The following is a 15,505-nucleotide window of genomic DNA, read 5'->3' as shown; positions in this document are numbered from 1 at the left end:
CACGATAAGAAAATCGAAATTACTTTATAATTCAACAAAAATGCTGAGGTGTAGATTCCAGTACACCCATTGTGAGTCAGCCCGACATAGCCAATGTAAATGAAAAACTCCCCAGACCGTGGTTGCCGATTTCTCGGTCCAACTGCTGGGGAGTTATTCACGCACTACGGGGAATTCATTTTCACCTTACGGCAGCAGGCCGCCTGTGGCAGCACGCAGTGGTCCGGAGCCCTGGCTGGAGCCAGCGCGGCGAACGTCATAGCCGGGTCCGTATTTGGTCAGCGCTTTCCGCTGGGAAGCAGGAGTTCCATTCAGGCGTTCTTCCACGAGATCGACCATTGCGGCCACAAAATCGGGATGGACGCCCGGAGTGGAAACTCGCTTGTAGCCTAGGCCTTGTTCGGCTGCGGTTTCTTTGGCTTCAATATCCAAATCCCACCAGACTTCCATGTGATCTGAAAGGAAAGTTGCCGGAACGACGACGACTGCTTTGCGGGTCGAAGAGATATCTTCCAGGTAATCGTTGATGTCTGGCTCGAGCCACGGAATGTGGGCCGGGCCGGACTCGGACTGATATACGAGTTTCCAGGGGACATCGGTGCCAAATTGTTCTTTGACGGCATCCATGACCAGGCCACCGAGTGCGAGGTGCTGGGCTTTATAAGCCCCGACTTCCCCGTAGTCGTGCTCATCAGGATCTCCCGACAGAGCGTTATCCTTGATTGGAATCGAGTGTGCAGAGAACAGGACCTCGACGTCCTTGTTCAAATCGAGGTCTACGTTTTCTTTGACGAGCTCCGCAATAGCCTCCCGAGTCCCCTCGATAAACGGATTTACAAAACCCGGGTGATCGAAGAAATGACGGGAAGTGTCAATTTGAACGTCGTCCCAAAGATCCAGTGCTTCGAGCGCATCGGCGAAGTCTTCACGGTACTGACGGTCAGAAGAATATGCTGAATAGGCGGAAGTGACTAGAGCAAAAATTTTCGTCGGACGACCTTCGACCTTGTTTTCTTCATGAGCTCTGGAAATAGCTTCGGTGAAGTAGGGATCCCAGTTGCGGTTACCAAAGTACACCGGCAGATCGATGTTGCGACGTTTCAGCTCCTCTTCGATCGACGCCTTGAGCGCGAGGTTCTGTTCGTTGATCGGGCTAACACCGCCGGCCTCACGGTAATGGACGGCAACTTCTTCGAGTCGTTCGTCAGGGATATTGCGTCCTAAAGTGACGTTCCGAAGGAACGGGATGACGTCGTCCTGGCCATTGGGGCCACCGTATGACGAGAGCATAATGGCATCGAACTCGGTGGGAACTTCAACCCAGTGATTGCCGGTCTGAGCTTCCGAGGTTGCCGCTGGCACACGAGCGCCAGCCTGTACAACAACGCGGGATGAAGGGTGAGGTTTGGACCATTCGGTCACGCGAGCCTCCTGAGAGTTGGGCATCTTGATGATTTGGGCAGACCATCTGCCGTGGTTAGTCTGAAAGTTTTCAAGGTGTCAGCAAGTTGAGGTGATATTGGATCAACAGTCCGATTCGCCTGTTCGCCCTTTATTCTAGCCATCGCCGCTCAGTCGAGGCCATTTGGGTCGTGGAATTCCGGACGCTCCCAGCAGAAGGTGAACAACATCATGATCACCGTAGTGGCAGTACAGTCTGGATAACGACAGTTTCGCAACACACTAGCTGATGGGTGCAAGCATCGAACGGATGTTCAGAAATGCGTAGCTGGACAGGACACTTCACCAGATACCAGTGATGCCAGTTGTGAATGAGGACTATGACGAACTTCTATAGCCGCAATTATGGGCTCGATAGCTATTCGTCAGAACACCTGCATGTTAGATTGAATGACGAGTTGCACTGTAGAAACCTGGCGTGCATGACGACTTCTGCGTCCGCCAGACAGATCGAAAGAAGGTATCCTTGACTGTCACTGCACAACAAGAAAAAGAACTGCTTGAACGCGTTCCCACCGGTCTCCTTATTAACGGTGAATGGGTAGACGCCTCGTCTGGCAAGACCCTGCCCGTCTATGACCCAGCCACTGGTCAAGAACTGCTGCAGATCCAAGACGGCAACTCCGAAGATGCCCTCAAAGCTCTGACAGCAGCTGATGAAGCGCAAGCCGAATGGGCCCTGACCGCTCCACGTGAGCGTGCCGAAATCTTGCGTCGCGCCTTCGACCTTGTACAGGAACGTACCGAAGATTTTGCCCTGTTGATGACCTTGGAAATGGGTAAGCCATTGGCCGAGGCTCGCGGTGAGGTCACCTACGGTAGCGAGTTCCTCCGCTGGTTCTCTGAAGAAACCGTCCGTCACTACGGTCGGTTCGGCTCCACACCAGAAGGCAACCTGACCATGATCGTGCGTCACAAGCCCGTCGGCCCATCACTGCTGATCACCCCGTGGAACTTCCCACTGGCCATGGCAACTCGTAAAGTTGCGCCGGCTGTTGCGGCCGGCACCACGATGGTCCTCAAACCAGCGCAGCTGACCCCGCTGACTTCGCAGTACTTCGCCCAGACCATGATGGATGCCGGCCTGCCGGCTGGTGTACTCAACGTCGTATCTGGTTCATCGGCGTCAGCCATTTCTGGTCCACTGATGAAGGATCGTCGTTTGCGCAAAGTTTCGTTCACCGGCTCCACTCCGGTAGGACGTCGTCTTCTGGCCGATGCCTCCGAAAACGTGCTGCGTACGTCCATGGAATTAGGTGGGAACGCACCATTCATCGTGTTTGATGATGCCGATATGGACGCTGCAGTACAGGGCGCCATGGATTCCAAGATGCGTAACATGGGTGAAGCCTGCACCGCCACAAACCGCATTCTGGTGCACGAAGATGTTGCCGAAGAATTCAACACTAAATTTGCTGAGGCTATGCGTGCACGTAAGGTCGGACGCGGTACCGAAGCTGACACCACCGTTGGGCCCATCATCGATGGAAAAGCCCGTGACGACGTCCACAGCCTAGTCACCGAAGCCGTTGATGCAGGCGCTGAAGTGCTCGCCGGCGGTAACAAAGTTGAAGGCGATGGCTACTTCTACGAGCCAACCGTTCTGTCCGTGCTGGAAAACTCGCCAATTCTGAGCCAGGAAATTTTTGGCCCGGTTGCGCCGGTCGTGCAGTTCAAGGATGAAGCACATGCCATTCGTCTGGCTAATGCCTCTGAATACGGTCTCGCGGCATACCTTTACACAGAAGATCACAACCGTGCACTGCGTGTTGCAGACCAGATTGAATTCGGCCTCATCGGATTCAACGCCGGGGTAATCTCCAACGCTGCCGCACCATTTGGCGGCGTCAAGCAATCCGGTATGGGCCGCGAAGGTGGCGCCGAAGGTATTGCGGAATACACCTCAGTCCAGTACATCGGTATGCCAAACCCGCACAACGTTAAATAAGTTCATCAAGTATTACTGCCCCGTCGAGACGTTGAACTCGGCGGGGCAGTCCTGGTTAAGCTGGATACATGTCCACCACAGAACAACCACAGCATCAAACACCAGAACAGTACCTGCCAAAAGATGAGCAGCCCGTCGGCAAGGGCGCTCAGGTTCGATCGAGGACTGAAGAGTACAGCGGTAGGAAACGTAAATTGGTATATCCGCCCGTTCCGGAACGCTCGCCGGTGCCTGTGATTGATAATCACGCACACTTGGATTTTCGTGACGGCCTCGTCCAGGTCACGCCAACGGAAGCCATGGACGCTGCGGCGGGGGTTAACGTCGTCGGTGCTGTGCAGGTTGCGACTGATCTTGAATCGGCTCGGTACACCCTCGAAGCTCTCGAACAAGAACCCCGCTTACGAGGGGCGCTGGCCATCCACCCAAATGACACAGTGCACCTTGCTGAAAGCAACCAACTGGACGAGGCCATTGAGACCATTCGTCAGTTAGCCGATCATCCGCGGGTTGTCTGCATCGGCGAAACGGGTTTGGACTATTACCGGACCGGGGGGGAAGAGAACTGGGATATCCAAAAATATGCTTTCAAACGCCATATTGAGATGGCGGTAGAGCTTGGACTAGCGCTGCAAATTCACGATAGAGAAGCGCACGATGACGTTGTGGCCACTTTGTTATCTATGGATGAACTGCCCGAATACGTGGTTTTTCACTCCTATTCGGGCGACGAGGAGATGGCGAAAATCCTGAATGAACACGGGTGGTATGCATCATTTTCTGGGGTGGTCACGTTCAAAAATAGCACTGCATCTCGTGCTGCTGCCCAGCAAATGCGCGAGGAACTGCTCCTGGTGGAAACAGACTCGCCGTTCCTCACACCACATCCATACCGGGGTCGTCCGAACGCGCCTTACCTTGTGCCGCACACCCTCTACCAGCTCGCTGAGACACGAGGTCAGAGCGTCGAAAATCTCGGTTCCGTTATCTTTGATAATACGCAGCTGGTATATGGAAAATTCGATGCTGACTAGTAGCGATTATGCTTGAGGGGGCGTTGCTCACCGGGTTTGGTCAACAAATACGCGTTACTGATTTGTAATGATTGTTATCTTTCCGTTATAGTCGTGCGTATTGTCATCGACGAGTAGGCGTTTAGTGCCGCGTCGGAACCCCGAACCTTATGGATTTTTCTATATGTCAAGCATTTTCAGCGGCACACTGACGAAGATCGTTGCGCAGATTGCAGCCCTAGTCATGGTCGTAGGCGGCCTTGCAGCATTCGTTGTCACTCAGGCCAGTGCCGATAAGCCAGTCACCGCCGACGCCGAGAACGTAGAACAACCAACCGAAGATCAGCCACTCGACATTGAGCGTGTTTCATCGATTACACCGCTCAGTGCTGATCAAATCCAGGTACCTCAACTGATGGAAATCACTGTGGGCAAGGATACGAAAGAAGTTGTCACCACTGGTAAAACCGTTCAGGACGTCCTGGACAATGCCAATGTGTCAGTAGATGGCGACGACAAAGTTTCCCCGAAGCCTGATCAGAACATCAACTCGTCAACCGCTATTGCAGTGACCGTCGTTGAAAAGACTGAAGTTACCGAAGAAGACCCCGTCGAATACGAAACCACGTATGAAAACGACGATTCTCTCGAAAAGGGCAAAACTAAAACCGATACCAAAGGTATAAACGGTGTAGCCAGCGTGACCTACGAGGTCACGACAGAAAATGGCGAAGAAGTTGACAAAACTGAAACCAGCCGCGAAGTTACTGAGGAACCAACCGACGCTGTTGTCCTCCGCGGCACGAAGGAAGAAGAGGAAGATTCCTCGTCGAGCAGCAGCAGCGGTAGCTCCGCACCTTCTGTAGCTAATGGTTCAGTATGGGACCGACTAGCCGAGTGCGAATCCGGTGGAAACTGGTCAACCAACACCGGGAACGGTTACCACGGTGGTCTGCAGTTCAACCCGACCACTTGGAACTCCATGGGAGGCGATCAGTACGCACCGACCGCCGATAAGGCAACCCGCGAACAGCAGATCGCCGTCGCTTCCAAACTGCAATCACAAGCAGGCTGGGGCCAGTGGCCAGCATGTACTTCTGCAATGGGACTGCGCTAAACACCACATAGTTTCATAAGCTGAAAATGTATTCGGTCCGGAATCTCCACGTGAGATTCCGGACCGAGGTGTTTAACTCACCGGTTGAGCTGGGCACAGACTAAGATGGCACCGTGACTTCACAACATCCTGCTCTCTTATCTGCCTCCGATATCCGCCAACTTGCCGATATCCTCGACTTGCGACCAACGAAAACGTTGGGTCAAAACTATGTGATCGACCCCAACACGATCCGACGGATCGTTGGTGCCGCAAACCTTGAGACAACCGAACATGTCCTAGAAATTGGGCCGGGCCTCGGATCACTAACCCTGGGCATTCTGGATGCAGCACAGGCAGTGACCGCGATTGAAATTGACCCACCGGTGGCCAACCGTTTGGCGACCACCATTGAGCAGTGGCGTCCGGATAGTGTGGAACGACTTTCCGTGGTCGAGGCGGACGCTTTGCGAATCAGTCACGACGAAATCATAGAGTCAATGCCTGCGAGCGCTGATGGTCCTCCAAGTGCCATTGTGGCAAACCTGCCGTATAACGTGGCTGTACCGGTCATGCTGCACATTCTGGCGGAACTCCCAAGTATTCAACACGGTCTGATCATGGTGCAACAAGAAGTAGCAGAACGCATCGTTGCAGGGCCGGGCTCCAAAATTTACGGCGTACCGTCCGTGAAGATGGCCTGGTATGCCGAAGCGACCTCAGCAGGAAGCGTGGGGACGAAAGTGTTTTGGCCAGCACCACGAATAACCTCCGGCCTCGTGCATTTCACCGCACGTCAGCCTCCGGTTACCACGGCTACCCGTAAACAAGTCTTTGAAGTCATCGACACAGCATTTGCTCAGCGCCGCAAAACACTTCGTGCAGCCTTGAGTAAATGGGCTGGGTCAGGTGCTGCAGCCGAGGAAATATTGGTAGCTGCCGACGTCGATCCTAAAGCACGCGGGGAAGTCCTTGCGGTAGAAGACTTCGCCCGGATTGCCGAGCACAAACAGCAAAGGGAAGCACAATGAGCGCACAACTTGAATACGACGAACAATCGGCCGTCACAGCGCAAGCTCCGGCTATGGTGTCGGTGACGAACCAAGTTGGGGAACCCAACGACTTTCAGGACCCAGCTGTGCTCAGCTTGAAATTGGCAGTCTCGCGTTACGACATCGCGACCATTCGGATGCGCGAGGATCAAGAGGTGCTCGTCAGCTTCGAGGATGCGGCCCAGACGCTCATCGATTATGCAGACGTCCCGCATGGTGACTTGGTGTATATATTTCGTGCGGTTGATGAACTGCGACAGCATTTAAGCCGGTCCAAGGCTGCATCCGGACTCGACATTACAATCCAAAAGCACATACCGTTCGAGACCCATTTGGGTGGAACTGCCGCAGCAGCTGCCGCCGTGTTAGTCGCGTTGGCTGGGCTCTGGGATGCCTCCATTGCGCGTGAAGAGCTAGGGCGCATTGCCCAACGGGTTGGCGACGGTGTTGCCGAATCTATTACCGGGGGAGCCGTCATCACTCATGTCGATGCGACCGAGGGGCTAGTGACACCGGTGTTAGTCCATTCAGAAGTTGCCATGGTGCTTGTACCTGCGGCAGCAGATTTGGATGAAGCCGAGATGTTTCAACAAGTACATATGCTCCGGCAGGCGAAAAATGACGTACCGGATCGCAGTCAACTAGAGTTCGATCCAGAACTCGTCCAGTCTGTAGCGCGCGGAGATGCTAGCCAACTGGCGCTGATGATGCACAACGATTTCCAACCCGCGCTGGTCAGCATCTTGCCAGAGCACAATGACTGGCTGACCGCCGGCATGGGTGAAGGCGCGCTGGCCGCCCAAACTATTGATCGTGGACCCTCACTGGTATTTCTCGCTGAAAGCATCAGTGCCGCCACCGAGTTGGCTGAACGTTTCGAACAGCGTATGGAGATCTCGGCCGTTGCAGAATCTGGTCCAGTCGCCGGCGCACACCTGCTCTAAAGACGAGGCTCAGTCGTGCTCTCAACGAATGCGCGAGCTGTTGTGCAGCCGGTGAACTAACATGGTTCACGTTATGGCTCATCTTTTAGGGGCAGAAGCCCTTCACTTTGAATATCCCACCCAAAAAGTGCTCGAATCGGTCACGATGGGAGTCTCCGCAGGAGATCGCATCGGCATCGTAGGACGCAACGGTGATGGCAAGTCCACGCTGATGAAACTGCTGACTGGGCGTCTCGAACCTGACTGGGGTCAGGTTACCGTTCGCAGCGATACGACGATTGGCATGCTCGACCAGGCCGATACCCTCGACCCAGCCTTGCCTGTGGGCCAGGCGGTTGTCGGTGATCTGGCCGAGCACGAGTGGGCCGGGGATGCGAAAATCCGGGACGTGATTCGTGGCCTCGTCGCAGACCTCGAATGGGATGCTCCGGTAGGTTCTCTATCCGGTGGCCAACGTCGTCGCGTCGGGCTAGCTAAGTTGCTGATCGGTGATTGGGATATTCTGGCCCTTGATGAACCAACGAACCACCTGGACGTCGAAGGCATCTCCTGGTTGGCCGAGCATGTGAAACGGCGATGGGCACACAATGCCGGCGGTCTGTTGGTGATCACTCACGATAGGTGGTTCTTGGATGAGGTCTGTAACCAGACTTGGGAAGTTCACGATGGTATCGTCGACCCCTTCGAAGGTGGCTATGCAGCGTATGTCTTGCAACGTGTCGAACGTGACCGCATGGCAGCAGCCAGTGAAGCCAAACGCCAAAATATCCTACGTAAAGAACTGGCCTGGTTGCGCCGTGGTGCCCCGGCCAGAACCTCCAAGCCAAAATTCCGCGTTGATGCAGCAAACCAGCTGATCGAAGATGTTCCACCGGTACGGGATGCCATCGAACTCAAACGCCTTGCGGTATCCCGCCTGGGCAAAGACGTCGTCGATATTGAGAATGTCAGCGTGAGCTTCGGGGAGCGCAAAGTGTTGCGTAATATCACATGGCGTCTTGGCCCGGGGGAGCGGACCGGCATTCTCGGAGCCAACGGTGCAGGAAAATCCACACTGCTTGGTCTGGTGACGGGAGATGTCGAACCGACCGAGGGTCGTGTTAAGCACGGTAAGACGGTTCGGATCGGTATGCTGGACCAACAATTCTCCCAACTGGAAAAAATTGGGGCCGACCGTGTTCGTGAAGTCCTGGCGAATACGAAAACAACGTTTAATATTGACGGCAAAGACCATACCCCGGCCCAACTTTTGGAACGTCTCCGGTTCCGCCGGGAACACCTTTCGTCCAGGGTGAGCGAACTGTCTGGTGGTCAGAAACGTCGACTGCAGTTATTGCTGCTTCTCCTGAGTGAACCGAACGTGATCGTGCTTGACGAGCCGACGAACGATGTGGATTCCGATATGCTGACTGCCATGGAAGATCTGCTTGATTCCTGGCCTGGCACACTGATCGTCGTTTCACACGACCGTTACTTGCTGGAGCGTGTCACGGACCAGCAATATGCCATTTTGGGTGGCAAGTTACGCCACGTTCCTGGCGGCGTCGACGAGTACCTTCGGTTGGCACAACACCAGGGGCACTCGCAAGGTGCTCAGCCGATGCAAGCTCCTTCCGAGACAGAGAAGAAATCCCAGGATGCTAGCGCACTGAACGGTGCAGAGCGCAGGGCAGCCCAAAAAGAAGTATCAGCAATCGAACGCAAACTTGAAAAACACGGTGAACAAATTGATCGCGTGCAACAGCAGTTGGCGGCGCACGATCAAAGCGACTACGAAGGAATGCAAAAGCTGGGGGCAGAACTTGGAAACATCGAATCCGAAGTAGATGAGTTGGAGGAACGCTGGCTGGAGTTATCTGAACAGCTTGGCTAGTTGAAAGTTTTTAGCTCCAGATCTCAACGCGCTACTGTTCTTCGAGCCCGTTCCACTGACCATCGCCAAGCGTGATCTCTTTGGCCATGTCCCTGAGGAAATTCGTGACGACGTCGCGTTGCTGACTCGTGAGTCGTGCGGCAGCGTTGAAGCGTTTGGCTTGTTGCCGCCCGATGGTTTCCACCGCAGTCGCATGCGTCTTGTCCGTTATGGAGATAGCCAATGCGCGTCGATCTTTTGGGTGTGGGGATCGAAGAATATGTCCGTTTGCTTCGAGCCGGTCCAACAGTTTGGTTGTTGAAGCAGTGGAAATCTCGAGGTGGGCGGCAATGGCCCCAGCAGTTGGAATAGTGCCCGTGTTTTTGCAGACAATGAGAAAATGCAGGGCTTTCATATCGGTTTGTCCCAGGCGCATATAGCGTTGAGAGGCATCCGAGAGCTGCTGCTCTACCGCCCGTAACTGAGCCAATGCTGCCATGAGTTCATCAACCTGGTGAATTTCTGCGGTTGAGTAATGTTCGCGGTCGACGAGCTTGGCGTCGGGGTCAGACGCATCCACCGAATAGATGTTCCAGGGCATCTTGTGTGATTCGTCCGGTATGTCGACCATACAAAAGTCTCTCCCTCTCTGCAGCATTAGCAATATAGCTAGCTTGGCTAGTAGTATATCCTTGGTTACTAATTGTGGTAATTTTCGAAAGCCTGCATCGGATCACCATAATTGCGTCCTGCTAACCACTACACAATACTTGTGATTGGACATCATCATGAACCAGGGATCGACGACCGCGAAATCTCCTGTGCGAAAAGATGCTGCACGAGCAGGAGCACCGAAGTGGTTACGCGTCTTGCTTCCCGCAGTGCTGATCTTGGTATGGCTCACTGCAGCGGGTATTGGCGGACCATACTTTGGCAAGGTCAACGAAGTCTCTTCAAATGATCCGACGACGTTCCTGCCAGAGTCCGCTGATGCGACGCAGGTGCAAGAGCTCCAGGGTGAATTCACTGAATCCGATAGCCTCCCAGCGGTCACAGTCTTTGCCAGTGAAACTGAAATTACCGATGACCAGTTGGAAGAGATCTCCCAGATCTTAGAAACCCTGCCAGATATTCAGGGTGTTGATGATGAGGTTTCTCCGGCAGTACCCTCGGATGATGGCTTGGCAGTACAAGCGTTTGTGCCGATTAACTCTGAGGCCGACACTGGTGATGTTGTCGCACAGGTTGGTGACGAACTCGACTCCAGTGTGCCGGACGAGCTCAGCGTCTATGTAACCGGCCCTGCAGGATTTACTGCGGACCTCACGGCAGCATTTGCCGGCATTGATGGGTTGCTGTTGGCCGTAGCTTTGGCTGCGGTTTTTATTATCTTGATCGTCGTTTATCGGTCGTTCCTTTTGCCAATTGCCGTGTTATCAACCAGCCTCTTCGCATTATGTGCGGCTCTCTTGACGGTCTGGTGGCTGGCCAAATGGGAAGTCGTCCTGCTCAGCGGGCAGACACAGGGTATTTTATTTATTCTGGTGATCGGTGCAGCGACAGACTATTCGCTGTTGCTGGTGGCCCGGTACCGTGAAGAACTGCGGTCTACCCCAGATAAGTGGACTGCAACCTTGCGTGCTGTGAAAGGCTCGATCGAACCCATTCTTGCGTCGGGCAGCACGGTGATTGCTGGCTTGTTGATGCTGTTGTTGAGCGATCTGAAATCCAACAGTACGCTTGGCCCGATTGCCTCCATTGGTATTGTCTTTGCAATGTTGTCCGCGCTGACGCTATTGCCCGCCATCCTCTTCGCCTTCGGGCGTGGTGCGTTCTGGCCAAAACGGGTGAAATACGAACCCGAGATTGTCGTTGCCGAACATGGCATTCCGGGCGAAGGACTTTGGCCCGGCGTCGCTCGTAAGGTCAAAAAACGTCCGCGAACTATTTGGATTGTGACCACGCTGATTCTGCTAGTCGGTGCTGCAGGAGCAACTCAACTGAAGGCAGACGGGGTTGCACAATCAGAACTCGTGCTCGGTCAATCTGACGCGCGCGATGGACAAGAGGTGCTTGGTGAACACTTCCCAGGAGGTTCGGGAAGCCCAGTCCAGGTCATCGCAGCGGAAGACGAACGTGAAACAGTAGCCAATGTGCTGCTTGCTCACACAGAAATTGAAGAAGTCTCGATTACTGCGGAAGACTCACCAAGTGGCACGGCGCCGGTAACCGAGGACGGTATTGAAGCCTTTGGTCCTCCGGGCACGCCTGAACCAGAACCCACGGTGGTCAACGAACATGTCCTGATGCAGGCGACGCTTACAGCGGCCGCGGACTCTCAGACTGCGGCAGAAACAGTTCGTGAACTTCGTACTGATCTCGACGAAGCAGCCCCCAGCTCCATGGTAGGCGGTGTCACTGCAACCGACGTCGATACTATCGACGCCTCAATTGATGACCGGAACCTCATTATTCCCATCATCTTGGCCGTCATTCTGGGTATTCTCATGATCCTGCTGCGTTCGATTTTGGCGCCAATATTGCTGGTCGCGACGACGGTGATTTCGTTTGGTACGGCGATGGGCGTTTCGGCATTAGTATTCAACGGCGTCTTTGACTTCCCTGGTGCAGACCCGGCGGTCCCGCTGTTTGGTTTCGTCTTCCTAGTTGCCTTGGGTATCGACTACAACATCTTCCTGATGACCCGCGTGCGAGAAGAGTCCCTCAAACACGGCACTCGACAGGGTGTACTGCGCGGTCTGACGGTAACCGGTGGTGTGATCACCTCGGCTGGAGTGGTGCTTGCTGCTACGTTTGCGGCACTGTCGGTGATCCCGATTCTCTTCCTGGTGCAGCTGGCATTTATCGTGGCCTTTGGCGTATTGCTCGATACCTTTATAGTCCGCTCGCTCTTAGTGCCAGCTTTGACCTACGATATAGGCCGAACCGTATGGTGGCCTTCCAAGCTCAGCCGGAAATCAGGCAAACATGCTTCGTGATTTCAACCTCGTTGACAGTTCGGGCACCATGCAACGTTTCGTTCAGTTGTTGGACCAGTGCCGAGTGCATCGGTTCGTATCCGATGACCGCAACGTAAACACCCGGCGCGCTGTCGACCGTACACCCAGTACACAGGTGGGTTGCCGCGACGGCGCCTTCGGTCAGCGTGTGCACGAGCCCGTTCAGTTGCATCTGCGATCCGAACGCCAAATGGAGCACTTGGATCTGGACGGACATCGACGGTTGATCGTCGGCTCTGCTCTTCTGCCACCGGTGGAATGTTCAGTGTCATGAGGTCATGGCACAGCGCGATGAGCCCAGCGAGTTGTTCGTCTGTGAGTTCGGAGATCGTCCGGTACGGGCTGATACGGGCCAGTAGCAACACCTCGCAGCGGTAGATATTGCCGATGCCTGCCACGAGGCGCTGATCGAGAAGAGCAGTGGCAATGGGTTGGTCAGCCGCCTGTCGGAAATTTCTGATCACTTGAGAGCGCAGGGCATCTGCTGTGTTCGGGTCGTTCCAGCCGAGATCCAAAATATCAGGCCCAAGGTAGGCCAACTTGTCGTGTGCGATGTCAGAGGGAATCACCTCTGGCGTGGCAAGGCTGAAACCCAGGACTTGATGGTCGTCCAAGGTGAAAATACATCGAGTTTGGTGCGATGGTTGTGCATCGATCTGCCAGGAACCGTCCATCCCTAAATGCGACAGGACAATGAGTTCGGGGCGGTCGACAGGAGCATGGTCTGGTGCTTGGACGCTCATCGACAGATATTTTCCGGTTGTGGTGACGTCATTGACGATCCAGTCTTGCAGATTCAAGGCAGCTAGCCGGGGCACTCGAAAATCGGTGTGCCGTAGCGTTCTGCCTTGCATGACTGGCCGTAACCGGTGGGCGAGCCGCACAAGAGAGTCGCCTTCTGGCATCGCGTACCTCCAAATAATTATGCAGTCGAGTCATCGTATGATCAGCTACAACTGTAGTTCGCGTAGGTTCGCCTAAGCTTCCTAGCTGAACCAGCGGTGGCAGACTAACCTTTGGTCGTGAGCAAAATAGAGAAACTCTACTCGAGTCTGATGAAAAGGAACCACGAGGGCGAAGCCCAGCTGGCCTCGGAGGTTCGCCCGCATGTGGCGTCGAATGGCATGCGTATCGTGTCCGCCAACGCATTGCAGTCGTCGGGCGACCAAATGGTCAATGCCTCAACCGTACTTCCGTGGCTTTTCGCGGCACTCGGCGTGCCCGCGGCACTCACCGGACTGCTGGTGCCTATCCGCGAAGCCGGGTCTATGCTGCCGCAAGCGTTCATCACACCATTGGTACTGCGAATACGGTACCGCAAGTGGGTGTTTATTGCCGGGGCATTGATCCAGGCAAGTGCGGTGGGCGCTATGGCACTGATCGCTGCGCTGGCCGAGGGCCTCACCGCCGGTATTAGCATCCTCGTCGCACTGCTCGTCTTCTCACTGGGCAGGTGCTTCTCCTCGATCTCGTCCAAAGACGTTCAAGGCCGGACCGTTCCGAAAGGCGAACGCGGTCAGCTCAACGGTCTGGCAACGACGGCAGCTGGCTTTGTCGCCATTACCCTGGGGCTGGGTATTCGAGTTTTTGGTGGCCAAGAGCTCTCAAACGTTCAGCTTGCCTGGTTTCTGGCCATTGGGGCGGCACTGTGGGTCGGTGTTTCTCTGGTGTACATCGGAATTCGTGAACCACGGCAAACAGCTCAAGACAACACATCGGACCACGACGCAGATGAGACCACGAATACATTCGTGCAGATGTATCGTTTGCTCCGCGACGATAAGCCTTTCCGACACTTTGTTACCGTGCGCAGCTTATTATTGGTCTCATCGCTGAGCCCGCCGTTCATGGTCACCCTATCGATTCAATACGGCGCGGATAGTCTCGCCGGACTCGGCGGATTCGTTATGGCCTCGGGGATTGCAGCACTGATCGGTGGTCGCTTATTTGGCCGGATGGCGGACCGGTCGAGTAAACAACTCATGAGTATTGGAGCCGGTGTCGCCTCGACAATCCTGCTCCTCGTGGTGATTGCAGCGGCTATTCCGGATGTGCTGGGCGATAACTGGTTCACCAACCTCATGTTCATCGCGGCGTATTTCTTGCTGACTCTGTTGCACACTGGTGTTCGTGTGGGCCGCAAAACGTATGTTGTTGATATGGCGGAAGGCGATCAACGTACCACCTATGTAGCGGTGTCCAATACGGCGCTGGGTATCGTGCTGTTGGTGGTCGGGGGCATCAGTTCATTGCTCGCGACGTTCCACGTGCTTTTGACCCTGATATTTCTCGCCGTCATCGGGTTGGTCGGCGTCTTTGCTGGATCTGGTCTCCCCGAGGTTTCCAAAACTTGAGATCGTCATAAACTCCGGTATCAGAGGGGCTTATGCACCGCGCAAGGTTGCTAGAGTGGGTGTGCCCCAGCGACGAAGAAAAGTAGGTCCACCAGAGAATGAAACGATGGCTGTTGGTACTGGGGGCGGTCGTTGCCGAAGTGCTCGGCACCATGGCCTTGCGCGCCGCAATCGACCAACCGTGGTGGGCTGTGGGTGTTGTTGCTGGGTACTTCCTTGCGTTTACGCTGCTGGGTTTTGCTTTAGGTGAGGGAATGCCAATCGGTGTTGCCTACGGGATCTGGGCTGCAGCCGGGGTCGCGCTGGTTGCGATCTTGGGCGCAGCGCTGTTTGGCGAGACACTTCGTCTGCCCGCTATTGTCGGTATCGTGATTATCATGGTCGGCGTTTACCTCGTCCAAGCCGGTGAAAAAGCTCCAGGGCGAGAAGCGGTGCTCGAATCATGAGTTGGCTCTATCTGTCATTCGCTATCGTCGCTGAAGTTATCGCGACGTTGAGCCTGCGTGCGACCGAAGGGTTTCAGAAAAAGCTCTGGATCATTCCGATGGCAGTATTTTATGTCATCGCCTTCTTTTGCTTGGCGCTGACTCTTGTGGCGGGCATGCCTGTCGCCATCGCATATGGCATCTGGTCGGCCGTGGGGGTCGCACTTATCGCACTGCTTGCACGGGTCATCTGGAAAGAACAACTCACCCCGCGAATGGTTTTGGGACTGGTTTTGATTATGGTGGGTGTCATTTTGGTCGAAATTGGATAGTTTCTAAA

Annotated in this window: 13 protein-coding genes; 10 read left to right on the top strand and 3 right to left on the bottom strand. The window is 54.7% G+C overall.

Features of this window, described 5'->3' with window-relative positions:
* Nucleotides 1–186: 186 nt before the first annotated feature.
* Nucleotides 187–1,422: a ferrochelatase gene (locus L0H14_RS03290; RefSeq protein WP_301416902.1), complete on the bottom strand. Its 1,236-nt coding sequence runs from the start codon at nt 1,420–1,422 to the stop codon at nt 187–189.
* Nucleotides 1,423–1,927: 505 nt separating this feature from the next.
* On the opposite strand from L0H14_RS03290, the gene L0H14_RS03285 reads away from it, so the two are divergent.
* The 6 genes from L0H14_RS03285 (at nt 1,928) to L0H14_RS03260 (ending at nt 9,387) form a co-directional block, all read left to right on the top strand.
* Nucleotides 1,928–3,409 (top strand): NAD-dependent succinate-semialdehyde dehydrogenase, encoded by a 1,482-nt coding sequence (locus tag L0H14_RS03285; protein ID WP_301416904.1) that lies wholly within the window; start codon nt 1,928–1,930, stop codon nt 3,407–3,409.
* 68 nt (nt 3,410–3,477) lie between these two features.
* On the top strand, nt 3,478–4,443 hold the full coding sequence (locus L0H14_RS03280) for a TatD family hydrolase (RefSeq protein WP_301416906.1): 966 nt from the start codon (nt 3,478–3,480) through the stop codon (nt 4,441–4,443).
* 163 nt (nt 4,444–4,606) lie between these two features.
* On the top strand, nt 4,607–5,539 hold the full coding sequence (locus tag L0H14_RS03275; protein ID WP_301421384.1) for a resuscitation-promoting factor: 933 nt from the start codon (nt 4,607–4,609) through the stop codon (nt 5,537–5,539).
* 113 nt (nt 5,540–5,652) lie between these two features.
* Nucleotides 5,653–6,549, top strand: coding sequence for a 16S rRNA (adenine(1518)-N(6)/adenine(1519)-N(6))-dimethyltransferase RsmA (gene rsmA, locus L0H14_RS03270; RefSeq protein WP_301416910.1), 897 nt, complete (start codon nt 5,653–5,655; stop codon nt 6,547–6,549).
* Nucleotides 6,546–7,514, top strand: a complete 969-nt coding sequence (locus L0H14_RS03265; protein WP_301416912.1) for a hypothetical protein — start codon at nt 6,546–6,548, stop codon at nt 7,512–7,514. Before rsmA ends, L0H14_RS03265 begins: the two co-directional genes overlap by 4 nt.
* 73 nt (nt 7,515–7,587) lie before the next feature.
* Nucleotides 7,588–9,387 (top strand): ABC-F family ATP-binding cassette domain-containing protein, encoded by a 1,800-nt coding sequence (locus L0H14_RS03260; RefSeq protein ID WP_301416914.1) that lies wholly within the window; start codon nt 7,588–7,590, stop codon nt 9,385–9,387.
* Between the two features lie 31 nt (nt 9,388–9,418).
* Here L0H14_RS03260 and L0H14_RS03255 read toward each other — a convergent pair whose 3' ends face one another.
* On the bottom strand, nt 9,419–9,997 hold the full coding sequence (locus tag L0H14_RS03255; protein WP_301416916.1) for a MarR family winged helix-turn-helix transcriptional regulator: 579 nt from the start codon (nt 9,995–9,997) through the stop codon (nt 9,419–9,421).
* A gap of 157 nt (nt 9,998–10,154) precedes the next feature.
* Between L0H14_RS03255 and L0H14_RS03250 the strand changes: the two genes are divergently transcribed.
* Nucleotides 10,155–12,365, top strand: coding sequence for an efflux RND transporter permease subunit (locus L0H14_RS03250; protein WP_301416918.1), 2,211 nt, complete (start codon nt 10,155–10,157; stop codon nt 12,363–12,365).
* Between the two features lie 2 nt (nt 12,366–12,367).
* Here the strand turns inward: L0H14_RS03250 and L0H14_RS03245 are convergent, their stop codons facing one another.
* On the bottom strand, nt 12,368–13,291 hold the full coding sequence (locus tag L0H14_RS03245; protein WP_301416920.1) for a DNA-formamidopyrimidine glycosylase family protein: 924 nt from the start codon (nt 13,289–13,291) through the stop codon (nt 12,368–12,370).
* 150 nt (nt 13,292–13,441) lie between these two features.
* Here L0H14_RS03245 and L0H14_RS03240 point away from each other — a divergent pair, with 150 nt between their 5' ends.
* The 3 genes from L0H14_RS03240 (at nt 13,442) to L0H14_RS03230 (ending at nt 15,497) form a co-directional block, all read left to right on the top strand.
* The gene (locus L0H14_RS03240; protein ID WP_301421383.1) at nt 13,442–14,740 is read left to right on the top strand and encodes an MFS transporter; all 1,299 of its coding nucleotides are present in this window, start codon (nt 13,442–13,444) and stop codon (nt 14,738–14,740) included.
* 98 nt (nt 14,741–14,838) lie between these two features.
* Nucleotides 14,839–15,186, top strand: a complete 348-nt coding sequence (locus L0H14_RS03235; protein WP_301416925.1) for a multidrug efflux SMR transporter — start codon at nt 14,839–14,841, stop codon at nt 15,184–15,186.
* Nucleotides 15,183–15,497 (top strand): multidrug efflux SMR transporter, encoded by a 315-nt coding sequence (locus L0H14_RS03230; protein WP_301416927.1) that lies wholly within the window; start codon nt 15,183–15,185, stop codon nt 15,495–15,497. The genes L0H14_RS03235 and L0H14_RS03230 overlap by 4 nt, the downstream gene beginning before the upstream one ends.
* Nucleotides 15,498–15,505: the final 8 nt, after the last annotated feature.

Source organism: Yaniella sp. (assembly GCF_030453185.1).
Taxonomy (GTDB): domain Bacteria; phylum Actinomycetota; class Actinomycetes; order Actinomycetales; family Micrococcaceae; genus Yaniella.
This window is presented reverse-complemented; position numbering and strand designations above follow the sequence as displayed.